Source organism: Blautia sp. 210820-DFI.6.14 (genome assembly GCF_020558815.1).
In the GTDB taxonomy this organism is placed as follows: Bacteria; Bacillota; Clostridia; order Lachnospirales; family Lachnospiraceae; genus Blautia_A; species Blautia_A obeum.
Genome location: NZ_JAJCKS010000006.1, coordinates 60,974 through 86,613, shown reverse-complemented (window position 1 = coordinate 86,613; position 25,640 = coordinate 60,974). Strand labels below are relative to the sequence as shown.

Sequence of the window (25,640 nt, the reverse complement as noted above, 5' to 3'; positions counted from 1 at the left end):
CATTGTGATTGGAGGTGAACACATGACGGACTTTCTGACAGCAGACACAAGCCTGCCATCTTATATGATGTTTCCCCGTTTTCTTCTGGACATGGAAATAAATGAAACTGCCAAAATGCTTTATATGATCCTGCTCGACCGTGCAAGGCTTTCCCAGAAAAATGAGGGCTGGTCAGATACAAATGGTCATGTGTTCATTTACTTTACGATTGAAGCACTGGCAGAAGTTCTCCACAAAAGCCAGATGACGGTGAAAACTGCTCTGGCAGTACTGGAAAAACAAGAGCTTATCTTCCGAAAACGGCAGGGACCCGGACACCCTAATCGGATTTATGTAAAAATCCCGAAAGAAACCATCAGCTATACAGACAGATTTCTTTCCCTAAGACAGACAGAAAACTTTCCTATTGACAGACAGGATTCTTTCCCTGATACAGACAGAAAACTGTCTGGTAATAAGAAAGAGAGAAATAAAAAGAATCTAACAATAAGAGGGAGCAAAGAGTCACGCTCACCCTATGGAAAATTTCAGAATGTTTTTCTGTCAGAGAAGGAGCTGGAAGATATCCGGCAGACAATACCTGACTGGCAGGATTATATGGAACGCTTATCCGGTTATATGGCTTCTACCGGAAAGCAATACCAAAACCATGCAGCTACCATCATCAACTGGGCAAGACAGGATCATCCCACTTCCCGGCAACGAAATTATGAAAGTGAGGAATACGAGACATTATGACAAAATTTACAGAAAAACCAACATCCATAACACCAAGCAGAGAACTTCAGTCTGATGAATATTTTAACGAAACAAACCACCTGATTTACTGTTCCAAATGCAAGACGCCAAGGCAGTGCAGACATGAATTACAAGGAAAGGTTCTTATTCCTTCCATCCGCTGTAAGTGCCAGCAGGAGATCTTTGAACAGGAAGACGCCCAGAGAAAACTTCATGAAAAGCAAATGGAAATAGAGCATCTCAAAACCAGCGGCTTACAGGACAAAGCACTCTATGACTACACCTTTGCCAAAGATAACGGCATCAATCCGGAAATGAAACTGGCACACAATTATGTAAGTAACTGGGAAGAGATGAAAGCAAACGCTTCCGGACTTCTCATCTGGGGCGATGTCGGTACTGGAAAATCTTTCTTTGCAGGCTGCATTGCCAATGCCCTTCTGGAAAAAGGCGTCCCTGTATTGATGACCAACTTTTCCCGGATTCTGAATACACTTACCGGGATGCATTTTGAAGACAGAAACCAGTTCATCAACAGCTTAAACCGCTACAGTCTTCTGATTATTGACGACCTCGGAATTGAGCGAAACTCTGACTTTGCACTGGAACAGGTATTCAATGTGATTGACAGTCGTTACCGCAGTAAAAAACCCCTGATCATAACGACCAATCTCACTTTATCAGAGCTGAATAACGCCGCTGATATCGCACACAAACGAATTTATGACCGTATTTTGGAGAGATGTGTTCCCATCCGTATCAATAACCGGAATATCCGTCAGGACAATGCAACAGCTAATTTAAAAGAAGCGAAAAAAATCCTGTTGGATAACCACACTTCAAACCAGAGTTGAAACAAAACAGTAGCGCACAATAACTATTTTTCACTGACAGTAGTACTACTTTCTTTTCTTATTTATCACCGGAGACCTGCCACTGTCAGTTATCTAAAACTATAGTACCAAACCACAAGATTTTAAAACTAAAGTGCCCGGATACGGGCATAAAAAGGAGGTGCCAGATATGGCAAATAAAAGAATTATGACACCAGAAGAAAAAGTACTTTTGCAAGCAAAACACAGACTGGAAGAAATCGAAGCAAGAAACCGTAAAAAGGAACGTAATGCCAGAACACGCAGATTGATTCAAGAAGGGGCGATTCTTGAAAGCATTGCTCCACATATTAAAGAAATGGATTTAGATACCCTAAAACGGGAACTTATAATTCGGCTAAGAGGACTATAAACACACAAGTTCTACTCCCGAAGGGCGCACTTACTCACCACCTGATAAATCAGGCAGTGGTATCCCCTTCGGGGCTCGTGCGCTCTGCCGAGGGCTTTATCCGCTGTTGCAGGCAACATCGAAAGGAGGTGCCAGATATGGCAATTTATCATATGCAAGCCAAAGTCGTCAGCCGTGGTTCCGGTCGGTCTGCTGTTGCTGCTTCTGCTTATATGAGTTGTAGCCGGATGTACAATGATTATGATGGTATCCAGCATGACTATACCAGAAAGCATGGGCTAATCTATCAGGAAGTGATGCTTCCTCCAATTGCTCCATCCAAATGGATTGACCGGGAACAACTCTGGAACGCTGTGGAAGAAACCGAAAAGACCAAAGACAGCCGACTGGCAAGAGAATTTGTTGTCGCACTCCCTGTTGAGTTGGATAAAGACAGCAATATTTCTCTTCTTCAGGATTTTATTAAAAAGAATTTTGTAGATATGGGGATGTGTGCCGATTTTGCCATTCACGATACAGATGGTCACAATCCCCACGCACACATTCTTCTTACTGTCCGACCACTAAATGAAAATGGAACATGGCAGTATAAAACAGAAAAAGAATATCTCTGTATCAAAGATGGAGAAGAAAAAGGATTTACTGCTTCTGAATTTAAAACTGCTCAGAAACAGGGATGGGAAAAGCAATATTGCTATAAAGTTGGGAAAAAGAAAGAATATCTGACTTCCTCTGCCGCACAGGAAAAAGGATATGAACGGATTGATAAACATCCTAAGAGCAGCCGATATGGCAGACAGAATCCTATTTCCGAACAATGGAACAGTGATGAACAACTCCATATCTGGAGAGCAAACTGGGCAGATGCCGTAAATAAAATGCTTGCACGTAATCAGATAAATGCCACCATTGATCACCGCAGCTTTGCAAATCAGGGAATCACCGAACAGCCAACCATCCATGAAGGCTACATTGCCCAAAATATGGAAAAGAAAGGCATGATAGCAGACCGCTGTGAAATCAACCGTCAGATTCGTGCGGATAACAAAATGCTCCGAGAATTAAAAGCAAAAGTAGCAAAACTGGCTGAAGCTGTAGAAAAGTCTATTCCAATAATTGCAGAAACATTGGAAGCAATCCGAAATCACATGATTTTTACACAATATCATCTGCTCCACAATGAGATGCAAAAAGAAGTGATCCATGACTGGATGAATCATTTTAATCCAATACTGAATAAATACAACACCGTTAAAAAGAAACTCAAAACTAAAGTTACAGAACGGAAAGAACTGAATGTGAAAAAAGAGAAAACCAGTATTTTGAATCCCATCCAGCATATAAAATTGAATCAGCAGCTTATCACTATTACCGAAGAAATCGAAGAACTGAAATCAAGGAAAGAGCAGCTAATCTTCCAGGCAGAATGCTCTACCGATAAAGATATGACGAATCTATCCAAGAAATACGACCAGATGAATAACAATCTTGATATCCTGGATTCTCAGGACATCTCGCTCAAAAAACAGCTTGAAAAAGATGCCGCCGCTTTCCGGGAAGAAAAATTTCGTCCTGAACCTGAACAGTATACAGAATTGCTGGACACCAGAATCCAGATACGTCCTGCTTTCCGGGATAAGCTGATCGAGCAGCTCAAAGGTACTTTTGGTAAGTATTATGACTATCACCGCCGTGATATTGCCGCCAATGAGGTGGATTATCTTAATGTGGAAGATCCTGATGTTTTCTCCCATCGTGCATGGGAACTTAAATATCAGCGAGAACAGGAAATGCGGCGAAATCAGCCTGCAAGAGCTAAGAAAAAGTCCTATGATATGGAATTGTAACCGTCTTTGAATAGAAGATAATATGTTTTTACAAATCTTTTGTTCAAAAATGAGTTCTTTAAAAAAAGCATATGGATTTAACTTCCATACACCCAAACTGTAGACAAAACCCTGCTTTTGCAAGGTTTTGTCTACAGCCTGAAGGGACCTTAATGTCCCTTATGCTTTTCTCTTTTCTTTCGTTGTTTCAGTTCAAACATTCGCTGTTCTTCCGCCTCTTTTTTCTTCCGGCTTTTCTCTTTGCGTTCCTGCTTGTTCTGTTCCTGCTGTAATTTCAACGCCTGTTGCGATTTTGTACCAATGCCTATTTCCAGCATCTGCTTTTTTGCTTCCCGCTGCATCCGTTTCGGATTTTTTTTGATATCCTTTACAACAGTTTCAACAACCGGACTAAATTTCAAACTGAAATAGCACTTTTGAATATATTCCTGTACTTCATAATCTTTTGGTTCTGCACCAAATGTTACCTTTGCCACAGATAGTTTACCATCTTCGATGCGTTCAAATATACCCACCCAAAACGGCTCTTCAAAAAATACTGTCAGCTTTCCATTTACTTTGTCCATAAGAATCCCTCCTAAAATTGATTGAACAAAGAATGGACAACCCGGAGGGGCAGGTTACTTACCCTATTTACATAGGACGGCCGGGCTACCTACCGGCTCTGGCACATCAAAGATGTACGTTGCGTTTTTATCTTTGCTTTTATAATCAAGCCATATGGCACAATTAACTTAATTCTGTAACTTCTAAGTTGCTTTTTATGCTAAATAGCGAAACCATCACATTTTGAGAAAAGATTTATACTCCACTTAAGGAGATATCATTTAACTCACCATTTAAAAATCAATATCGGTATGCTTATTTTGCAACTTGTAAAATGCTATTATTACGCTTGTATAATATTGCATCATCCAATCATACCATATTTCTTTGCTGTAATCGTCCTTTTGATCTGCACGATTATGGCGAATATTATAACCATTAACTATACCAAAAATCAACTTATCATGTTCATTTTTAGGAACTTCATACTCAGCATTTAAAGTATCTTTTACTTCTTCACGTTCACTTTCCAAAATATCGGCAAGAATATTAATAGCTTTCTTTTTCTGTTCCAAATTGGCATCAAAACGATAATACATTTCTGTAGCTGTTGCTAATTGCTCATATACTGAATCGGGTAAATCAGAACCGTCATATTCTAACTGTTCACGCAACGCACCGTTAGGTATTTGCATTATAAATCCATTTGTCGGTTCAAGATAATATCCCTCTTTATATGCACGTAAGATATTATTAATTTGTTCAGCAAATTCTTCCTTTTGTGCTTCATTTTCAAACTGATCTGTTTCATAGTTATAAACACCAATATGGTCGTATAAAATCTCAATCACTGAAAACAATGTCTGCTCATCATATTCTTCAAGATATTGCCAAATTGGCCAAACCTCTTTATCCTGTAAGCATGTTGCAAAATACACTTCCGGTGATGGCAACAAACTTGGTGGTAAAATCTGCTCCGAATCCTGCGTATAGGGAATTTGCCTCCACACTCCTCTTGTAGCCACTTCAAAATACTCTTTATCGCAAAAATATTTATATACCTGTCTGAAATACTGTAATAATTCATCAAAATCTATCTGTAGTTGCTTTGTAAGTAAACCATGTCTTTCTGCGTAATATTTTTTCATATTTTTCCGTTCTCCTTGTGTCAACTAAAAATTGCCTTGTTCATTTTTAATACTATTTTCCATTAATCTAATCAAATCATCAATGAATGCATTACAGATTTCCCCAAAGCCATAAGCCTTATATTCGCAGGCAAATTGATTTGCAATTACATTTCTTAATTCATCAACTTTCCTCGTTTCTGCCTGTTCAATCTAACAGTATTATTTTACCATATCACTTGTTTTTTTACTATCTTCAAAAGAGCAAAAAAAGCTGATCAAGAATCATAACCTTCCAATATTTTCTCGCTCTGCATCTGTTCCATGTAAATAGATTGCCTCCCGGCACATGAAAAAATTGTTTGTAGAAACGGTAAAAAGCTCCCGAAGGAGCTTTCCACGCTTTAAATATACACTAATTCTTTCAACACAATCTCTTCTGCTGCATTCCGGATATTATTTACCGCTCTGACCCATTCCATCTGATCACGAGCTTTCAATTCTTCCGTAATGCCCTGCTTCTCCATCATCTGACTCACCAGAATATCCATTCTCTCCTGTGCTTCATCGTCCACAGTATTCAGATGTTCTGTCAGTCTGTCTTCCAGCATATACAGTGAATACATTGCCGGACGATGCTCTTTCAGATATGTTTTCCGCATCATTCCATATTTCCCATAATGCGGTTCTTCATCTGTACTGACAAGATTCGGATAGTAAATTCCGTCTGCGCCAAGTGTGTAGGTTCCACCCATTTTTTCAAATGTGCTTTTCATGTGTTATTCCTCCTTGAAATCAGCGATGTCCTTAGATCATCGCATAATATTTCAGGGCAGCCTTGATAGCATCTTCTTTCTCTTTCGGGCATTGCGGAACTCTTGCATTTTCTGATTTTGGAAGATTATAGTTTTCTCCCACTTCAATTCCACATTTGCGTTTTACCTGAGAAATATATAAACTTGAAACCTTCAAGCCAAATTCTTTCAGCACATAATCTTTAATTTCCTGATAGGTTGCTTTCAACTCGGCACTGGTGGCATCCAGCTCGTCCAGGTCTAAGTCGATCTCTATCGTGTCATCTGGTTTTTGTTGGGACAAAAGAACAACCGTCTCAACGTGTTCCGTCGCAGGGAACATATCAACCGGTACGGCAGTAACGGCGCTGTATCCGTGTTTGGTCAGATATTTAAGGTCACGGGCAAGCGTGGTCGGATCACAGGATACGTAAACAACGCGTTTGGGATTCAATGTCACAACCGATGACAGGAACTTCTCATCACTGCCGCTTCGTGGTGGATCCATAAATACAACATCTGCACTTTCTCCCTCATCTGCCATCTGACGCATAAATACACCAGCATCATTCTGATAAAAACGCACATTTTTAATTCCATTACGTTTCGCATTCACAATTGCATCTTTTACTGCATCCGGATTCAGTTCCACACTGATAACTTCCTTCGCTTTATCACTGGCAATCAAGCCAATTGTTCCGATTCCACAGTATGCATCGATCACTCTTTCCTTGCCTGTAAGACCAGCAAGTTCGATTGCCTTTGTATAAAGTTTCTCTGTCTGGGCTGTATTTACCTGATAGAAAGATTTGGATGAAATACGGAATATATGTCCACAAAGTTCGTCTTCAATGTACCCTTTACCGTACAGTACTATTTCTTTTTCTCCGAGGATCATGCTCGTCTTCTGATTATTTACGTTCAGAATGATCGTCGTGATCTCTGGATGAAGTTTCCGAAGTGCCTTAACAAAGTTATTCTTGGATGGCAGGATTGGCGATCCCAGTACAAGCACTACCATCACCTGTCCACTGTGATGTCCGGTTCGCACCAGTACATGGCGGAACAGACCATAGCCAGTATCCTCATTATACGTTTTGATCTTAAAAGATTTCAAAAGATCACGAATATCACGGATGATCGCATCTGCACGTTTATCTTCAATCAGACATTCATCTACCGGTACAATAAAATGTGTTCCCTGCTGATAAATTCCGGAAATCACAGTACCATCCTTCCGATGTCCGAATACTGCATGTACTTTATTTCTATAATGGAACGGATTATCCATTCCAATGATCTTCTCTGTATTGCAGTATGGCTTCAGAAGTTTACTTACCTGCTTCTGCTTTTGTTTCAACTGCTTCTCATATGGCATATCCAGAAGCTGACATCCACCACATTTTCCATGTACCGGACAAAGTGATTTTTCTGATTTTACAACAATTTTTTTCTCTGCCTTTTTTTTCCCGAAAGTGTTATATTTCTTAACTTCTGTTTTATCTGTTTTATATTTTTTCTCGTTCCTAAACTTCGGTTTCTGAACAAATTTTTTTCCTATTTTTTTCTCTGCCATTTATACTCCCTCTCCATCAAATTCCGGTATAAAACTTTCTTTTGCTGTTTCACCTTCCTGCATAAATCCATTCTTCAGTCCAAGCGAAATCGCATAATCAATCAATCGTTCATACTCTCTGTCCGTTACTTTTCTTGATAACTGCGGATCATCCTTCATCGCTGGCATCGGCGTATACTGATTCATCATACTGATATAGATCCTGTCACCATAAGTCTCATAGAGATATTTTAACACATTCTTTGCATCTTTTACATGGCCCGGTAATAACAACTGACGGACGATTACTCCTTTTTTCATCATACCACGACTGTCAAATTCTGCTTCCCCAACCTGTCGGACCATTTCACTCAGAGCTTCTTTTGCAATTTCCGGATAGTCCTGCGCATGAGAATATTTTTTTGCCAAAACTGCATCCATGTATTTAAAATCTGGGAGATAAATATCTACCAACCCGTCCAGCATTTTTAGAGTCTTCGCTTTTTCATAACCGCTGCTGTTGTACACAACCGGAATATGTAATCCCTGTTCTTTCGCCATTTCCAAAGCAACAGCAACTTGTGGTAAAAAATGACCTGCCGTTACCAGATTAATATTATTTGCCCCCTGCTCCTGCAATTGAAAAAAAAGTTCTACCAGGTGTTCCTGTGTAATCTTCTTTCCCCTCTGGCCCCTGGATATTCTTCTATTCTGACAGAAATTGCATCCCAGCGAACATCCGGAAAAAAATACAGCTCCTGATCCCTCTTTCCCAGAAATGCAGGGCTCCTCCCACATATGGAGAGCAGCCCTTGCAACCATGATCTCTGTATCTGTACCACAGAATCCCTTCTGACCGGCCATACGATCTGCACCACAGTTACGTGGGCAGAGTCGGCATTCTTTCATCCATGGTCTGATTTTATCTGTTACATCCATGAGTTTTTATCTCCTATAGTCCATAGTTCTCTCACATCCAAAAGTTCTTAAGTGTATCACATATCCTGAACTGTAAGGATACCATAAATTCCGTTCCTTTTCCACTTTCACTTCTGACTTAAATAAAAAATTCAGGTCCCGCCGAATTCCATTTGCCATCCGTTGACAAATATATCTTCTTATTTTATAATTATTTACATAATTGTACCGCGGGTCTCCGTCCTGAGTATTTATATGCTTGGGATTTTTTTATGCAGCAAATTGCTCTGCAAAATTGCCGTCTTACCGTACTAAATTTGATCAAGGAGGTAATCTATTTGAGACAGATTTCAGGAAATAAATTACTGGTAAAAGCCTTAAAAGAAGAAGGTGTCACTACTTTATTTGGCTATCCAGGTGCATGTACCATTGATATCAGTGATGAATTATACAGACAGAGCGGGATCGATATCATCCTGCCAAGACACGAACAAGCTCTGGTGCATGAAGCTGATGCTTATGCAAGAACGACCGGTAAAGTCGGTGTCTGTCTTGTAACCAGCGGTCCTGGAGCTACCAACCTTGTTACCGGACTGGCTACTGCAAACTATGACAGTGTTCCCCTTGTATGTTTCACCGGACAGGTTGCAAGACATCTGATCGGAAATGATGCATTCCAGGAAGTAGATATCGTTGGTATCACACGAAGCATTACCAAATATGGTGTTACCGTCCGTAATCGTGAAGATCTCGGTCGCATTATCAAAGAAGCTTTTTATATTGCAAGAACCGGTCGTCCGGGTCCTGTCCTCATCGATCTTCCAAAAGATGTTATGGCAGAACTTGGCAGCGCCGAGTATCCAAAAACTGTAAATATCCGTGGCTACAAACCAAATACCAGTGTACATATGGGCCAGCTCAAAAAAGCCCTAAAGATGCTTCAAAAGGCAAAAAAGCCTCTGTTCCTGGCAGGTGGCGGTGTCAATATTGCAAATGCAAATGAAGTTTTTACTTCTGTAGTTGAAAAAACTCAGGTTCCTGTCGTAACTACAGTCATGGGCCGTGGCGCTATCTCTACGAAGCATCCTCTTTTTATCGGAAACCTCGGAATGCACGGTGCATATGCAGCAAATATGGCAGTTACCAACTGTGATCTGCTTTTCTCTATCGGTACACGTTTTAACGACCGTATCACAGGTAAACTTCATGAATTTGCTCCAAATGCACAGATTGTCCATATCGACATTGATACGGCTTCCATTTCCAGAAATATTCATGTAGATGTTCCGATTGTTGCCGATGCAAAAGAAGCCATCACTAAAATGGCCGAATATGTAACAGAATGCAATACGAAAAAATGGCGTACAGAAATTGACATATGGAAAAATGAACATCCACTTTCCATGAAAAATCGTCCTCTGATGGGACCTCTTGATATTTTCAATGAGATCAATAAACAATTCGACAAGGCAATCATCGTTACAGATGTCGGACAGCATCAGATGCTTACCTCCCAGTTCGTTGATATTACTGAAAACCGCAAGCTTATCATGTCCGGTGGACTTGGAACCATGGGCTATGGCCTTCCGGGTGCGATCGGTGCTCAGATTGGTAATCCGGGTGTTCCGGTTATTTCAATCTCCGGCGACGGTGGTATGCAGATGAATATTCAGGAGCTGGCAACGGCAGTACTCGAAGAACTGCCGATCATCAATTGTATCTTTAATAATACTTATCTTGGAATGGTTCGTCAGTGGCAGAAACTTTTCTACGGAAAACGCTACTCCATGACCAATTTAAGATCCGGTGCACTGTCCCGTCGTACTAACGGGGAAGAATATCCGAAATATACTCCGGACTTTATTAAGCTTGCTGAAAGTTACGGTGCCAAAGGAATCCGTGTAACGAAACGTGAGGAAATTGCAGTAGCTTTTGAAGAAGCACGAAAGAGTACCAAAGTACCTACCGTGATTGAATTTATCATTGATCCAGAAGAAATGGTGTATCCAATGGTCAAGCCAGGTGGTACACTCGCTGATCTGATCATGGATTGTTAGGAGGAATCAAAAATGGATAAAGGTATGAAAACTAGATGGATCTCTCTTTACGTTGAAAACCAGGTCGGTGTTCTATCCAAAATTTCCGGTCTTTTTTCCGGAAAGTCCTATAATCTGGACAGTCTTACAGTAGGTACCACCGAGGATCCGACCGTATCAAGAATGACCATCGCTACTGTCAGTGATGACGAAACTTTTGAACAGATAAAAAAACAGCTCAACCGTATGGTAGAAGTCATTAAGGTTATTGATTTTACAGATGTTTTTGTTCGTATGAAAGAGATTCTTTATATCAAAGTCAAGAAATGTACTGCTGCCGATAAAGTAGAACTTTTTCAGATTGCAGAAACCTTCAAAGCCAGAGTCATTGATTATGGAAAAGACAGTCTTCTCCTTGAATTTGTTCAGACAGCAACCAAGAATGATGCAGTTATCAAACTGATCAAAGAAGAATTCAAAAATATAGAAGTGGTCCGTGGCGGAAGCGTAGGCATCGAATCCATCAGCATGATGGAACGCTGATGCCCTCTCTCCAACCATTTATTCAGTCGATCAGATCATTCTGAAATCTCGAAAGATGTTCATACGGAAGAATCAGACTGTTATTAACCGCAGAAAACATATTCACATCCAGTTTGGACAATTCCAGTCCGAGAAGCTTCATTCCTCTCTCATAAGCTTCATCAAAATAAATGCATTCTCCTTTTGGAATTGCATCTCTTCTGGCTCTTTCACTTTCCTGTTTTTTCTCATATCCAAGATGATTGGCCGGTCCAATCTCTGCAATATCATCCATGGTTTTTGTACGAAGCTGAACTTCCATATAAGATCTGGAACTGTTATCATAAAACGTAATATGTAAAGACTGATATCCATCGGAATCTGTTCCATGGATATAGTCTCTGTAATAAGGTTTGACATCCTCGTTCAGAAGCGGTGAGCCGCTTTTTCTGACTCCATGTGCCGATTCTGCTGTAAATCCTCTTTCCTCAAGAAAACCTGGAAGAACATTTGCAATCTGATACAGATATTTTAATTCTTCTTGCTCACGGTCTGCTTCACTCTTCAGATGGCATCTCGGCATCGAAATCACAATACGATACGCAATAAAATCTCGAAAACAACTTAATCTGTTTTTTAAATCCGCCAGTGGTGGATATTCTCCATGCTCTGTATAATAATCATAAATATATTCCACTACATACCCGTTAAATTTCTCTTCTGCACGTATCAGGGATTTGATTCGTCCTTTAAATGTAAATGCAAGAAAAGGATATTCCTTGGACATATATTTATAAAATTCCCTGATCTGCTGAGACTGTGCAGTAAGGAAATCGTTATGTTCCAACAATTCTCTGATAAGGATCAGGAAATTACAGTGAATCATATCAACCTCATTATGTGTCTTTTTGGCCTCTGCTCTCAGATCATGAATATAATTGTGCAGGATACGAAGAATCGTATCACCTGAATAAAGGTAATCATTTAATGTAATCATAAACCATCACTCCTTTCTCAACATTGTATCAGAAACTCCTATATTATCAAGCATTATGTCACTAATATTCTTTTATTGACATCTCGTATGCCCCACAGTTAAAATAAAGGATAATCTCTCAGATATAAGAAAGGATTATTAACCCATGGATGGTCTGCAATTCGAACACCGCTGTGCAGAATTATTGAGATATCGAGGTTTCCATAAAGTTGCTGTCACTAAAGGCAGCGGTGATCAGGGTGTTGATATCCTCGCACAGAAAAATGGAATAAAATATGGAATCCAGTGTAAATATTATTCTTATCCTGTCGGCAATAAAGCAATTCAGGAAGCATATGCAGGTGCAGACTTCTATGACTGTGATGTCGCAATGGTCATGACCAATAGTACCTTCACGCGGCAGGCCAGAGAACTGGCTGACAAACTTGGCGTAGAGCTCTGGGAACACTGCTCTCCAAACGGAAGTTCATCTGTGATATCCAGACTCATGCGTATATTTAATCTTTTTTTCCTAACAATCGGACTCTGTATGTGTGCATCCGCCCGGCTTTTGAATTTCCCTGAAGGAACGATCCGTACCTATATGAATCTATTGATGCTGATCCTTGCTTCATTATCCGCCCTGTTTGGATGGAATCATTTTCTGCCATGTATCCTCTCTGGAATGCTGTACTTTGGAATTTTTCTCTGGACGATTCTCCCTCTGGTTCTGACTTCTGATTCCAATTGGTATGGAATACTGATGCTTCTGCCTGCTTTTATTACGATTGGACATGCGCTGTATGCAAGATTCCGCAATCAGGAACCTATCCCGTAGCAGAGTTCCTGCATCAGTTCATGTACGGTTGTCATCTTTTGAATACGGTCTACATTCTCCCCGCAAAACACAAGGCCATTTTCCACATCGCCTCTGACTGCATCGATCAGTGCTTTTGTAATGCAATATGGCACTGATCGTGGCTCACATTTTTCCAGGCAGTTATAGCATTTTGTAATTGGCTTTCTTGCAATTTCAAGTTCCTTGATAAATTCATTGCGAAGAGCTCTTCCCGGCATACCTACCGGACTCTGGATAATTTGAATATCTTTCTTTTTCGCGTTTATATATGCATTTTTATAGGCATCTGATGCATCACATTCTTCTGTTGCCACAAATCTACTGGCAATCTGTACCCCATCTGCACCCAGTTCTGTCATATGATCAATATCTGCCCTGTCAAAGATTCCACCAGCAACGATTACCGGAATCTTTGTTCCATATTTTTCTTCATAAGGTGCTTTACATGCAATGATTTCCCTGATTTCATGATCATAATCAAGAGTCTCCAGATTCTCCAGCTGATCCCGGGAAAATCCCAGATGTCCGCCTGCTTTTGGGCCCTCGATCACAATAAAATCTGCTGTCCGGTTATAACGATGTGCCCACATTTTCAAAATAAGCTGTGTCGCTCTTCTGGAAGAAACGATCGGTGCTATCTTTGTCTTATTGTTTCCCACCAGTTTTGGGAGATCCATTGGAAGTCCTGCTCCACTGATGATCACATCTGCACCTGCCCGGACCGCTTCCTGTACATGTTCTTTATAGTGTTTCAGTGCGACCATGATATTTACTCCAACCAGTCCTTTTCCCTCAGCTATTTCTTTTGCCCTGTGAATATGCTTTCTTATTGCAATACGATTGCATCCTGCCTGATCTTTTTCAAAGCCTTCTTCATCATATCCTATCTGAGCCGTCGAAATAATACCAATACCTCCCTCTGCCGCCACTGCTCCGGCAAGATTGCTTCGACTGACACCAACTCCCATACCTCCCTGTATGATTGGTTTCTCTACTGTCAATTCTCCTATTTTCAGTGGCTTTAACATTTTTCTATCTGTATGCATTTGTATTTCCTCCTGTTATCCCGCATTTATTTTGATTATCAAACTATTTGATAGTATAAACCGTTTAATTATTCCTGTCAACGTATTCTTGATTCTTTTTCTTCATCATGTAGTTTTCATTACTACATTCTCTGTAAAAAAGAAAAGGGAAAGATCTCATCAGTCTTTCCCATTTGTCCCAAAAACTTTCTTCATATGTACATTCATAATATAAAAATACATAACAAGCACCAAACCGCCTGCCAGTACCCATGCTGCCGGACCTGCAAGACAAACTCCAGGATAACTTCGCATTTTACCAGCAATCACAGCCACTATTCCACGTCCGATCAACTCTGCAACACCTGCCATCATCGGAAGCAATCCATAGCCCAGGCCCTGAATTCCATTTCGATAGATATTAACCACAGCAAGAGGAATAAAAAAGATCCCAATACATTTCAGATAAATATCTACAGAACTCATGATCACCTTCACATCCTCAGAAACAAACAGATAGGTCATGAATTTTCCGACAGTCATAATAAACGTTGCAGCTACAATGGAATATACCACACCAACGATCGTACATGCTTTGAAACCTTCCCGGATTCGTTTCACAGAGCCAGCTCCCATATTCTGTGCTCCATATGTTGCCATCGTCGTTCCCATTGCACCATAGGCCTGGGTGACCACCTGTTCAATCTTACCTGCTGCCGTATACGCTGCCACCAGTGTAGATCCCAGAATATTCAATGAAGACTGTACCATCATAGTTCCAATTGCTGTGATTGAATACTGCAGTGCCATCGGAATCCCAATCCGAAGCTGATTGCTGTAAATCGTACCGCCCACCTGAAGGTCATCCCTTTTAATATGAAGTACCGGTACTTTTGCAATGATATACAACAGACAGAGCACACCGGATGTTCCCTGTGCGATCACCGTTGCCACTGCCGCACCTTTGGCTCCCATCTGAAATCCAATGATAAATACCAGATCAAGTACAATGTTCAAAAGTGCACTGATGATCAGAAAGTATAAAGGAAGTTTGCTGTTACCAAGCGCTCTCAGAATACTGGCCAAAAGATTATAAAGCATCTGTGCAAGAATTCCTCCACTGACGATCATAATATATGCATATGCATCTGCAAAAATGTCAGATGGCGTATTCATAAGGATCAGAAGTGGCTTCATAAATACCATAAACAAAATCGTCAGTATTGTTCCTATCACAAACGAGAGAACACCTGCTCCGACAACCGTCTTACGCATTCCCTCCATATCACCTGCTCCAAACTTCTGAGCCGTAAGAACTGTAAACCCGGCGGTCATTCCAACTACAAATCCATAGATCAGAAACATGATCGTTCCGGTACTTCCAACCGCTGCCAGCGCCTTATTTCCCACAAACTTACCAACGATCACGGCATCTGCCATATTGTAAAACTGCTGAAACACATTTCCAAGAAAAATTGGAAATGTAAAACTCAGTATAATTTTCATAGGATTCCCAACAGTCATATCATTCTGTGCTGACTTCATTTTTATTCACTCTCACTCCGTTTAGCAGATTTGTCTTCTTTATCAGTTTTTTATATACTCGTTCTACAAACCATGGCTCTGTAGACTTTTCAAGTGCCTCTTCCGGTGTAAACCATGCCACACCACTATTTTCATCCTCTTTTATAGAAAGATGTTCCTCAGAATCAGCCTCCAGAAGGTAAGTAATATTCAGATGCAAATGACTGGATACATATTTGCCCTTTTTGATATGGCCATCCACAGTCAGTGATTCCAGAGAAAATATTTCTTCCAACACAGGATACACATGGGCAATGCCGGCTTCTTCACGCACCTCTCGAATGGCAACAGCCAAAAGATCTGTTTCTCCATCCGCATGTCCGCCAAGCCATGACCAGGAATTATATATATTATGATATATCATAAGTACCTTACTTCTGTCTTTATTTACTACCCAGGCGGATGCTGTCATATGTGCCACCATATTTTCCCTAAAAAATGCATTTTTATTATTCCTGATCCAGTCAAGAATCAACACCTTATCCGCTTCTTCCTGTTCATTAAAAGGTCTGTATTTTTTTATCCGCTCTGTCAGTTCTTCACAAGTCATTATATCTATCTCCCTGATTCTATATATGCCACCTTGCTACTGTTCTTCCGGCCATACGAAATGTGCATTTCCGGCTTCAAGACCATCGATCAGAATATTCTGTCCGGTACAGAAACGATTGGTAACTGTCATAAAATATGCCCAGTCTGCCGCTTCCTCAACTGTCATCCAACGCTTCAGGGGGGTCTGTTCCATAATCTCATTCCACAGAACTTTATCCTCCATAACCGGTTTATTCAGTTCTGTCAGAACACCTCCAAAATCAAGACTGTTGCATGTTGCACCATATTTTGCGATACGGAGAGCAATGTTCTTTGTGTAAGAAAGGACCCCGCCTTTGCTTGCTACATATTCCGGAAATTCTGACCCGTTGTGTCCACTGGCCGATCCTATCATAAGTACTGCGCGAATCCCCGGGTGTATTCCGTATTTCTCAGTAATATCGATGGTTCCCTTTAAATTCACATCAATATCATTGTTATTCTGTACGCCTGCATTATTAATCACTATATCAAAAGGCCCTAACTCCGGATAATGCACCTTATCACGGATGTCCATGCAGATATGTCTGTAAGCAGTATGCTGAATAGCTGACTTATTACAGTCAATTCCAGTAACATGATGTCCTTCTCTTAGAAATTTATCTGCAATCCCTTTCCCTATTCCGGAACTTGTCCCTGTTATCAGTACTTTCATGCCCTAACCCTCCTGTATTTTCTGTCATCGAAATGCATAAAGCACCATACATCATTCTCTTTTCAACAGTTGAAAATATTTTGCCATATCAGTTTATCAGAATCTATCGGAAATTAAAAGTCGATTTATCATAATACATGTTTTTCAAAATAAAATTGCACAAAAAAACAGAATCCTCAAAATTTTCTTACTTCAAAGGATCCTGTTTTCTGACTGATCACATAAATGGAATCAGCGTTGCTTTCATCATTCAGTTTTTCATTATCTTCTTTTCCGAAGAATTTTAAACCTTTTACGTCACTGGCCACATCTTCTGCTGTTACTTCTTCAAAACCACTTGCCATCTCTTCGCACGCCTGATCCGGATTTTTAGTATGAAAAACGTGGACATAAAGTTGGCAAAGACCTTTATGAAGCTAAAAACACCACAAGAGCTCTATCCGTCGAACTTAAAATGGTCGCCAGATCGGCGACCATTTCTGTGTTTAAGGTTTAAATCAGATTCCATATGCACTGAGCATCTCAGCGATATCCGGCATCGGATTCTCTGGCATTGAACAGGTACCTCTCTTCACCTGAGCACCGTCTGTGATGATCATTGAGCTTAAGAACTTCCGTCCGATAGCCTCCAGCTGCTCATCTGAAGTATCTTCCGGTACAAGAATCGTAAGATTGCTGTTCCCCAGATTTGCCCAGTCATCTTCCATCACATCTGGATCAATTCCTTCCAAACAGATTGTTTCGATTGACGGCAGCATTGCAAATGCTCCCAGACTCATATGCTCAACTCCACCACGGATATGGATCTCTTTCAAAGACTCCATTCCTGCAAATGCACTCATATCAATATTTTTGGCATTCACACAGAGCCTTTCCATAGGAGTTACTCCAAAAGTCTGAATTCCAATCCGGTCTACCTGGTTCTTGCACCATACGGTCTCCAGGTTCTTACAGAAGTTAAACAGATAGTTATCCATGTGCAGTACTCCGTTTACAAACACCACTTTTTTCAGACCCTGGCATTCCGAGAACAGACCCTTATTTGTAGTTTCCAGAGGTGCATAGCAGATCACTGTTTCCAGATCATGACAGTTCGTAAATGCACTGTCCTCAATTGATTTCAGTGTCTCCGGCAGGATCACGCAGCGCATCGGCACCCAGTCTCCTTCTTTCTGGTTTGTCTCCATATCTGAATGTACATAATCTCTGGTATTTTCAAATGCATTATAAGAAATATTTTCTACCGGCACTCCGCCAATCGTACGCGGAATGATAACATCCACAGCTGTTCCAACATATGCTGTGATCGTTCTGCTCTCTTCATCAAATTCAAAATTGTCTTCTGGCAGAGGTTCATATGGCATCTTCACCAGCATAGATTCCTCGCCAACTCTGCATATTCTGTCATACCAGGGATAATTCAGTGCTGCACTCCATTCAGCCACCTGTTCATCCGTCGCATCTGCACTGAGCCTGATATTACTCAGTTCAATCCCTTCAAGAGCCTCTCCATTGACTGGTATATTTGCAGGTATCACAAACTCACTCAGCGAAGTTCCGGCAAAAGCTCTTGAACCAATCTCAGTTACGCCCTCACCCATATTCAGTGAGGCGAGTGCTGATCCTTCAAAAAGTCTTGCCGGGATACTTCCTGCTGCCACAGTTGCTTCGGTAAGATTTGCGCAATCCGCAAACGCTCCCTCCGGAAGCAGCCCAACATCACATAAAATATTAACACTTGTCAGTCCGCTGCAGCCCGCAAAAGCATTTTCTCCAATCTCCGTCACAGAAGCAGGGATTGTGATCTCCTTAAGCTGCGCACAGTTGCGGAAGGCTCCCGCTCCAATACTGGTGACAGAATCAAACAGGTCCACATGCTCCACAATACTGTCTGCAAAAGCTTCTTTTCCAACGTAAACGAATTCATCACTATGAGGCACCGCAAAGTAGGTTATCGTCTGATCGCCCTTCAATGCACCATCGGCGATTCCTACTACTCTTTTATCCTCCTCGCCTATTGTATAAGTATCATAGCTGCGCACCTTCGCGGCTTCTTCCTCGTATCCAGTTAAGTATAACTTACTCGGGTCATCCGGAAGCTCCTCAACAGAAAAGTATGCATGTTCAACCTCTGTATTCTGGTTTCGCCATACCCGGCACTCCAGTCCCTGTGCATCAACGAGCGCCTGTACATCCAGCATCTGCTGCTTGGTACACTTTTCGTTCAGATCTATGTCTCTCAGGTATTCACACTTATCAAAGGCGGTATCCGAAATTTCCGGCAGCTCTAATCCCTCCATATAAACATAAGTAATAGGTGACCTGCTAAAGCAATTATCCCCTATCTTCTCTAAACTTGATGGAAGAAATACCCTCTGTAATCTCGAAGCTGCTGAAAATGCTCCAGGGCCGAGTTCCTTTACGCCTTCAGGAATAATCAGGTCTGTTTCTACCGAAAAATAGCTGAACGCTTCTTCTCCGATATATTCCAAACTATCCGGAAGATCCAGCCTGAATCCCCGATAAGATGAAAAACCTTTCTTATCAATAGTTTTCAGAGTAGACGGAAATTCCACATATTTTAATGTATCAGTGATACTAAAAGCATCTTCTCCAACATATTCCAGTCCCTCTGGAAGAGTTACATACCCTAAAAGAGGATCTTCCCATAAAGCTCTTTTACCAATTGCTTTTACCGGCACACCATCAATACTCTCCGGGATCGTCAGTCTGGTATTCATTCCATTATAACCTGTGATGCTTCCCGTTTCTGCATCAAACGTCAGATTCTCTGTATCCAGATAGTCTTCAGCTGAATAAAGTACAGCCGGCTTTCCACTTGGCTGAATGTTCAAATTTTTATTATTTTCTTCAAAAACCTTCTTGTACTCTTCTATCTGGTCATCCGGCACATAAATTACCACATCATCTGAAAGCATTACAAAAGCCTCTGGACCTATCAATGGGCATGCACCCTCAAACACGATTTTCTTCAGAGCATAGCAGCCGCTGACTGCATAGCTATCTATAATACAGACCGATGCCGGTATGGTGAGTTCTGTCAGCGCATCATTACTGGAAATAGCATTCCACCCGATATTGATCAAATTTGAAGATAAAGTTATCTCCGACAGATTATTATCATAACTCAGCGCACCAACATCAAGTATCGTCACGCTATCCGGTACTACTACAGAAGTCAGCGTCTCTGATCCAGCCAGTAATTGAGTTCCTAGTCTTTTAACCGGCACGCCCTCATCCATAGTGTCCGGCACCACTACATCCGTCTCTGTACCTGTGTACTCCTTCAATACAAAACGCTGGGCATCAAATTTCCAGACATCATCTGCTTTTACCGGTACAGCAGCTCCCGTCAGCATCAATATTGCGGTTAATCCTAATAATATTTTACCTTTCATCCTGTTACCTCCTTTCACTTCTTGTATGGATTAATAGTTCTCCTAATACCAGAATATATAAAAAAGGAGGGGGTGTCACTATCAAAAAAGCCAGTAAAAACTGGTTTTACTGGCTTTGGCTTAATTAAGCTTCCACTCAGTTCTCGTATAGAAAAGTTTAATTTTTTCAAATGTAAGACACCGTATTTTAGCTGTTACCTTCCGTCTTTCACATTCATATTTTTAATCATTTATTTATTTGGAATTATACTTCTGCTTTCTTCCAGTACGGTCTGTTCCCACTTCCGCATAGCCGCTACTTCCCTGTCTGTATGAAGCCAATGCTGCCCATTTTCCACAAAATTTAGTCGGCAATTATTTTCTTCCGAAAATTTTTTTACAATCTTATACGGGATCATTTCATCCTGAGTTCCATATAAAATATTTGTTTCTTTGCAGATCGACTTCACCGGATGTTCTCGCACCCAGCACAAATACTTCCAGGACAAAACCACTCCCGTTTCTGTTTTGATTTCCTGCCTCTCTTTTAACTGCTCTTCTGTCACCTGTGCCTGTAACATCATATTAGAAATCATATCTTCCATATCCAAAACCGGTGATACCAATAAACATATATCAGGTTTTGTATTCTGAAACGCCTGTATAGAAAAATACGCACCTATACTACATGCATATATCCCAATTACTTTCCAGTTTTCTTTGGCACTTTTCATAATTTTCTGTAACTCTGGTATAATTTCCCAAGGTACAAATCTTGCCTTATCCTTTCTTTCTCCATGCTCTGGGAGATCTACACTAATAACCTGCCATCCATAATTTGTTGCAATTTCAGCAAATGATTCTGCTTCTTCTTTTCTTCCACCCTGTCCATGTATATATATCAATACTCTATCTGCCAAATCTCCATATAAAAGGACCGGCACTTTCCAGACATGAATTTTTGCTATGTTCATTGCTTTAAATACTCCCTTAATTTTACAAAATTTCCTATATCCTTGTTATATATTATCCAATTCTAAAATCCCCGACATCATAATCTGGTTCCCCAATCATTTCTATCTTTCCAACAGCTTCGTTATAATACATTTTGTAACGCTTTAACATCTTTTTTTCTCCCCCTCCCACTCACATTTTTTACTTCACTTCCTGATTCCACTCCACACCATTCGTATCTGTCCATGTGTCTTTTCCATCATAAATATAGACAGTATTAGTGCGATCCATGTAACGACCATCCACTAACTTATAAACAGTTGTTGTTTCTCCCTGCAGATTTGTGATTTCAACTACATCCTCTCCAGGATAATCTTCATTTTCTAAACTGGATTCTGGATTCTCTTCTTCACTTTCTTCTGAAAAATCCTCCTGGCTTTCATTATCAACTGTATCCTCGTTAGCCTCTTCTGTTGGTTGGTCTTCCACTATATCTATAAGATAGCCTTCTGGTGTTGCATACTCTCCAGTAATCCTATCAAGATAACCAGGTACAAGTTCTTTACACAAAAAGAATGATGCATCTTCCCCCTCTGGCAATCCATGATATCGGATACCATACTCGCTTGCCTGCCTGAATCCACTCTTGCCGTAAAAATCAATATTTCCTTCAAAGCATAGTGCTCCACAGCCAAGCTCTGCTGCTTTCTCCAATGAATAATCAAGCAGGATTTTACCATATCCTTTCCGCTTATATTCATTCTTGATACAGATTGGTCCCATCGTCATAATTGGGATATTTCTTCCATCATCCGCTTTAATACTCGTTCTCATAAACATGTTCTGACCGATCAGCTTGTCCTCTTTGCCTTTTTCATTAAGAAGCATCACAAAATCCAGTTCTGGAACAAATGCCGGATCATTTCGGAGCTGATGCAATACATAATGCTCAAGGCATCCTGGACGATACACATTCCAAAAACTTTCTCTTACCAGATTTTCTACTTTCTGATATTCTTCCTTTTTCTCTAAACGAATCATAATATTACTTTTTTCCATTTCTTTTATGTCCTCTCTTAAAAATAAAAACCGATAATCCTGATTTTTCAGTATCAGAATTAACGGCTCTGCGTCTTAAACGTCTGGCTCTTATTTTACTGTTTCATTTCTTCTGCAATTTTGTCCAGCATCTGTTCAAACTGACATTTTGCTTTCATCTTATCTGTTGCTCCATCATATACACTATAATAGAAAAACATATTTGCATAAAATTTAACTGCTTCCTCTTCTGGATTTTTTATTTCCATATTTTTGAACAGATCCTTCACGTATTCTGCCGGTCCTGATACCAGATATTGCTGGTATAAATTCTGCATCTCTTCATTTCTAAATTGTTCAAGCGTAAGCATTTTACGAAACGATGATGCAAAATCATCCTCTGTCCAATACTCAAACATTGATTTGCTGTATCCTACAAAATCTTCTACTGATACGTTCTGATATTCTTCCGGCACTTTCTCAATACTTTCTTCCGGTACTTCATTCTGCCTGGCCTATTCACTGTCCTGCTGCTCCATACGCTTCACAATACAGTCAAAAATATCTCTTTTGCTTTTGTAATGACGGTACAATGCCCCTTTTGTCATATCAAGTTCTCCTGCTATCTGACTAACGGAAACAGCCTCATAACCATCTCTGGCGAACAAATGCAGTGCCACAATTAATATTTCCTCTTTCCTATTACCCATACACATTTCCTCCAAAACAAATAAACGACCGTTTACTATTATTAAGATGTAAACGGTCGTTTATTTGTCAAGACTTTTCTTTTTGCTTATATTATCTCTTTTTATAAATCAGTAGCTCTGGATTTTCACCATCCTTCTCATATGTACATACCAGAATAAAATCCATACTTGCCAAAATACCGAAACACCTGTCTCCTCCAAATTCAGACCCCAGTTGATTACCCAGGTAGGTTTTCTGATCATCCAGGAATTTCACTTTTTGTCCATTAGGCAGAGTATATTCCAGATTCACATATTTCCCCACAAGTGCATTTAGCTTGTCTACCCTTGGAAGTCCGTCTATGTGCAGATCATTTATTTCGTTTATCAATTTCTTTTTAAACTCTTCAAACTGCCCATTATCGCTAAGCTCATCATACCTTTTCCAGTAATCCAATTTTGGAAGCATTTCCTTCAAATAAGAACGTGCCTGTTCTTCTGTAAAGTTTTCATTTACCATATTCTTTACACACACATCAATCAGTTCATCCATATCATTATATGTGTACGTTCCATCTGCATAGCACCATTTACAATATTCCTCATTCAATGTACCATCTTTGTCACGTCCCAAGATAGAATCATCATCAATTGGCATTCCACAGCACTGGCAGATCAGCTTTCTGGGTTCTCCCAAAAGCGTATTGATTGAAACATCAAATTCTTTAGATAAGAGCTTAAGTGTATCAGTATTTGGAACTGTATCTCCATTTTCCCAACGTGATACTGCCTGCCTTGTAACCATGATTTTATCTGCCAGCTCGTCTTGTGACATTCCTCTTTCAGTACGAAGTTTCAAAATAATATTTTTTGTTTCCATAGTCGTCACCTCCATAACCATATCATATAGATAAATTCATGTTCTGAAAAGCAACCTGCTGTTGCCATACTCTAAACCTGACACACATTTTGCAGTAGATATGTTTCCGCATAAAATAACCGAGCTTTTTCAGGAGTCTGGCATCAAATCCAAACCTCCGAAAAAAGCCCGAAAATAGGCCGCTTTCTGGCACTTATTTATCTTTCCTTGACAGCAGGCACACAGTCTCGACATGGCACAACACGTCCTGATGGATGTCAGTTTTCGGTAATCGATCCAGACTAATGTGGACTATAGCAAAATATCTCCGTTTGTTTGCGGAAACATATCAACAAATTCTGTAGCAAAAAAGTATTGATACATTTCGTTATCCATATCACAGTCTGAACCTCGCCCGTCCACGGAAAAAGTTCAACTTTTTTATTCGTTTCTACTATTATAGTGATTCCAATAGAAAAGTCAAATTTGACGAAGAACTGCCATCGCCTCCACCTTGTCTGTTCTTCGTACAGAGAACAGGTCAACAGCTATTTTTCGCCCCGACTGATGGCTCAACTTCCATGCACTCGACCTTGGAAAACTGAAAATTTTAATGGCAATACTGCTACTTCTTCGCGTTCTCTTCCAGTTCCAGCATATCCTTATCAAAATCAGACATAAACAGCCTATCCTGTATAACACGATATTTTTCAAATTCAGTTTCAGCTTTTGCTTTGGCAATCTCTGCTGTGATTTTACCTGCATCCTGAAGAACCTCTCTGTCATCAGCCATCAAGAATAGATCCAAACGCTTTGACCAATCCTCCATCGTCATCAGAATATGACGTTCCGCACGATCCTCTGCCAAATCCAGATAAGCAGATACGATACGTTCTAATGAACGCATTTCCTTCTCTGAAAGATAATTCTTCGCAACGCTCACATCACTTTTTACGATCTTTCCTTCCGGTGCTGACGCCCATGTAGTTAATCCCATGTGTGGCTTATCCGCATCTGCTCGCTCATAAATCAGATCTGCTGCTATATGTCCGTGAACTGCATAATACATCTTGTTTTGAACCTTTGCAAAGAACTGCTTTGTTGTTTTTGCTGTTCGGTCATAATCAAGAGCTGTAGCATAGATATCGGTTATTTTCTGATAAAATCTACGCTCAGAGAGACGGATCTCACGAATCTGCTCAAGCAAACGGTCGAAATACTCTACTGTAAGCACAGATCCACCATTTTTCAGGCGCTCATCATCCATGACCCAGCCCTTGATGGTGTAGTCCTTCACGATACCATTGGCCCACTTGCGAAACTGCACCGCTCGCTCATTATTTACCTTGAATCCAACAGCAATAATCATTTGAAGATTATAATGCTTTGTATCACGAGTCACCTGACGTGAACCTTCGGTTTGAACTATCCGGAAATTCCGGATAGTTGAATCTTCCTCAAGCTCCGAGTCGGAATAAATCTTCTTAATATGCTCATTGATCGTACGAACATCCACATCATACAATGTGGCCATCATTTTTTGTGTCAGCCATATATTCTCATCCTCATAGCGCATCTCAATGCTGTCCTGCTGATCACCCACAGAGGCAACATAGGTTAAGTATTCTGCTGCGCTGGAACGAATAGTAATTTCGTCTTTTTTCTTTTTCAAATAGAAGGCCT

General features: G+C 40.5%; 25 protein-coding genes. 7 read left to right on the top strand and 18 right to left on the bottom strand.

What is annotated here, in order from left to right:
• The first annotated feature begins 22 nt into the window (after nt 1-22).
• From LI112_RS07045 to mobQ, 4 genes are all read left to right on the top strand, one after another.
• A complete protein-coding gene (locus LI112_RS07045) occupies nt 23-739 on the top strand; it encodes a replication initiator protein A (protein WP_227080754.1) in 717 nt (238 codons plus the stop codon).
• On the top strand, nt 736-1,593 hold the full coding sequence (locus LI112_RS07040; RefSeq protein ID WP_227080755.1) for an ATP-binding protein: 858 nt from the start codon (nt 736-738) through the stop codon (nt 1,591-1,593). The genes LI112_RS07045 and LI112_RS07040 overlap by 4 nt, the downstream gene beginning before the upstream one ends.
• A gap of 169 nt (nt 1,594-1,762) precedes the next feature.
• A complete protein-coding gene (locus tag LI112_RS07035) occupies nt 1,763-1,984 on the top strand; it encodes a DUF3847 domain-containing protein (RefSeq protein WP_227080756.1) in 222 nt (73 codons plus the stop codon).
• A gap of 137 nt (nt 1,985-2,121) precedes the next feature.
• Entirely contained in the window at nt 2,122-3,831 is a 1,710-nt protein-coding gene (mobQ, locus tag LI112_RS07030; protein ID WP_227080757.1) for a MobQ family relaxase, read from the top strand.
• Between the two features lie 149 nt (nt 3,832-3,980).
• Here mobQ and LI112_RS07025 read toward each other — a convergent pair whose 3' ends face one another.
• The 5 genes from LI112_RS07025 to LI112_RS07005 all read right to left on the bottom strand — a co-directional run bounded on the left by LI112_RS07025 (nt 3,981) and on the right by LI112_RS07005 (nt 8,792).
• A complete protein-coding gene (locus LI112_RS07025; protein ID WP_156734032.1) occupies nt 3,981-4,397 on the bottom strand; it encodes a YjdF family protein in 417 nt (138 codons plus the stop codon).
• Nucleotides 4,398-4,670: 273 nt separating this feature from the next.
• The gene (locus tag LI112_RS07020) at nt 4,671-5,525 is read right to left on the bottom strand and encodes a hypothetical protein (protein WP_156734030.1); all 855 of its coding nucleotides are present in this window, start codon (nt 5,523-5,525) and stop codon (nt 4,671-4,673) included.
• A 383-nt stretch (nt 5,526-5,908) separates the two neighbouring features.
• Nucleotides 5,909-6,280 carry a TnpV protein gene (locus LI112_RS07015; RefSeq protein WP_156734028.1) on the bottom strand — a complete coding sequence of 124 codons (372 nt, stop codon included), beginning with the start codon at nt 6,278-6,280 and terminating at the stop codon, nt 5,909-5,911.
• Between the two features lie 31 nt (nt 6,281-6,311).
• Nucleotides 6,312-7,874 (bottom strand): 23S rRNA (uracil(1939)-C(5))-methyltransferase RlmD, encoded by a 1,563-nt coding sequence (rlmD, locus tag LI112_RS07010; protein ID WP_227190417.1) that lies wholly within the window; start codon nt 7,872-7,874, stop codon nt 6,312-6,314.
• Nucleotides 7,875-8,792, bottom strand: coding sequence for a radical SAM protein (locus LI112_RS07005; RefSeq protein WP_005427443.1), 918 nt, complete (start codon nt 8,790-8,792; stop codon nt 7,875-7,877).
• 317 nt (nt 8,793-9,109) lie between these two features.
• Here LI112_RS07005 and ilvB point away from each other — a divergent pair, with 317 nt between their 5' ends.
• Both ilvB and ilvN read left to right on the top strand, forming a co-directional pair.
• Nucleotides 9,110-10,828, top strand: a complete 1,719-nt coding sequence (gene ilvB, locus LI112_RS07000) for a biosynthetic-type acetolactate synthase large subunit (protein WP_144369103.1) — start codon at nt 9,110-9,112, stop codon at nt 10,826-10,828.
• A 12-nt stretch (nt 10,829-10,840) separates the two neighbouring features.
• A complete protein-coding gene (ilvN, locus tag LI112_RS06995) occupies nt 10,841-11,350 on the top strand; it encodes an acetolactate synthase small subunit (protein WP_005427439.1) in 510 nt (169 codons plus the stop codon).
• Nucleotides 11,351-11,372: 22 nt separating this feature from the next.
• Here ilvN and LI112_RS06990 read toward each other — a convergent pair whose 3' ends face one another.
• Nucleotides 11,373-12,326: a guanosine polyphosphate pyrophosphohydrolase gene (locus LI112_RS06990; RefSeq protein WP_227190416.1), complete on the bottom strand. Its 954-nt coding sequence runs from the start codon at nt 12,324-12,326 to the stop codon at nt 11,373-11,375.
• Nucleotides 12,327-12,471: 145 nt separating this feature from the next.
• Here LI112_RS06990 and LI112_RS06985 point away from each other — a divergent pair, with 145 nt between their 5' ends.
• Nucleotides 12,472-13,143: a restriction endonuclease gene (locus LI112_RS06985; protein ID WP_055065524.1), complete on the top strand. Its 672-nt coding sequence runs from the start codon at nt 12,472-12,474 to the stop codon at nt 13,141-13,143.
• Here LI112_RS06985 and LI112_RS06980 read toward each other — a convergent pair.
• From LI112_RS06980 to LI112_RS06925, 12 genes are all read right to left on the bottom strand, one after another.
• Nucleotides 13,125-14,192 carry a nitronate monooxygenase family protein gene (locus tag LI112_RS06980; RefSeq protein ID WP_227190450.1) on the bottom strand — a complete coding sequence of 356 codons (1,068 nt, stop codon included), beginning with the start codon at nt 14,190-14,192 and terminating at the stop codon, nt 13,125-13,127. The genes LI112_RS06985 and LI112_RS06980 overlap by 19 nt on opposite strands.
• A 177-nt stretch (nt 14,193-14,369) precedes the next feature.
• Nucleotides 14,370-15,734 carry an MATE family efflux transporter gene (locus tag LI112_RS06975; protein WP_227190415.1) on the bottom strand — a complete coding sequence of 455 codons (1,365 nt, stop codon included), beginning with the start codon at nt 15,732-15,734 and terminating at the stop codon, nt 14,370-14,372.
• Nucleotides 15,715-16,323 (bottom strand): NUDIX hydrolase, encoded by a 609-nt coding sequence (locus tag LI112_RS06970; protein WP_227190414.1) that lies wholly within the window; start codon nt 16,321-16,323, stop codon nt 15,715-15,717. The genes LI112_RS06975 and LI112_RS06970 overlap by 20 nt, the downstream gene beginning before the upstream one ends.
• A 36-nt stretch (nt 16,324-16,359) precedes the next feature.
• On the bottom strand, nt 16,360-17,019 hold the full coding sequence (locus LI112_RS06965; protein WP_227190413.1) for an SDR family NAD(P)-dependent oxidoreductase: 660 nt from the start codon (nt 17,017-17,019) through the stop codon (nt 16,360-16,362).
• Between the two features lie 176 nt (nt 17,020-17,195).
• Nucleotides 17,196-17,363 (bottom strand): hypothetical protein, encoded by a 168-nt coding sequence (locus tag LI112_RS06960; protein ID WP_182440290.1) that lies wholly within the window; start codon nt 17,361-17,363, stop codon nt 17,196-17,198.
• A 153-nt stretch (nt 17,364-17,516) separates the two neighbouring features.
• Nucleotides 17,517-20,438 carry a leucine-rich repeat domain-containing protein gene (locus LI112_RS06955; RefSeq protein ID WP_227190412.1) on the bottom strand — a complete coding sequence of 974 codons (2,922 nt, stop codon included), beginning with the start codon at nt 20,436-20,438 and terminating at the stop codon, nt 17,517-17,519.
• A gap of 230 nt (nt 20,439-20,668) precedes the next feature.
• Nucleotides 20,669-21,391, bottom strand: a complete 723-nt coding sequence (locus LI112_RS06950; protein ID WP_118011932.1) for a carboxylesterase — start codon at nt 21,389-21,391, stop codon at nt 20,669-20,671.
• A gap of 181 nt (nt 21,392-21,572) precedes the next feature.
• Nucleotides 21,573-22,430: an N-acetyltransferase gene (locus LI112_RS06945; protein WP_319638615.1), complete on the bottom strand. Its 858-nt coding sequence runs from the start codon at nt 22,428-22,430 to the stop codon at nt 21,573-21,575.
• 95 nt (nt 22,431-22,525) lie between these two features.
• Nucleotides 22,526-22,885, bottom strand: coding sequence for a hypothetical protein (locus LI112_RS06940; protein ID WP_227190411.1), 360 nt, complete (start codon nt 22,883-22,885; stop codon nt 22,526-22,528).
• Nucleotides 22,886-22,924: 39 nt separating this feature from the next.
• Nucleotides 22,925-23,119, bottom strand: coding sequence for a TetR/AcrR family transcriptional regulator (locus tag LI112_RS06935; protein ID WP_227190410.1), 195 nt, complete (start codon nt 23,117-23,119; stop codon nt 22,925-22,927).
• 91 nt (nt 23,120-23,210) lie between these two features.
• Nucleotides 23,211-23,978, bottom strand: coding sequence for a zinc ribbon domain-containing protein (locus LI112_RS06930; RefSeq protein ID WP_227190409.1), 768 nt, complete (start codon nt 23,976-23,978; stop codon nt 23,211-23,213).
• Nucleotides 23,979-24,582: 604 nt separating this feature from the next.
• On the bottom strand, nt 24,583-25,629 hold the full coding sequence (locus tag LI112_RS06925; protein ID WP_227190408.1) for a virulence RhuM family protein: 1,047 nt from the start codon (nt 25,627-25,629) through the stop codon (nt 24,583-24,585).
• Between the last annotated feature and the right edge of the window lie 11 nt (nt 25,630-25,640).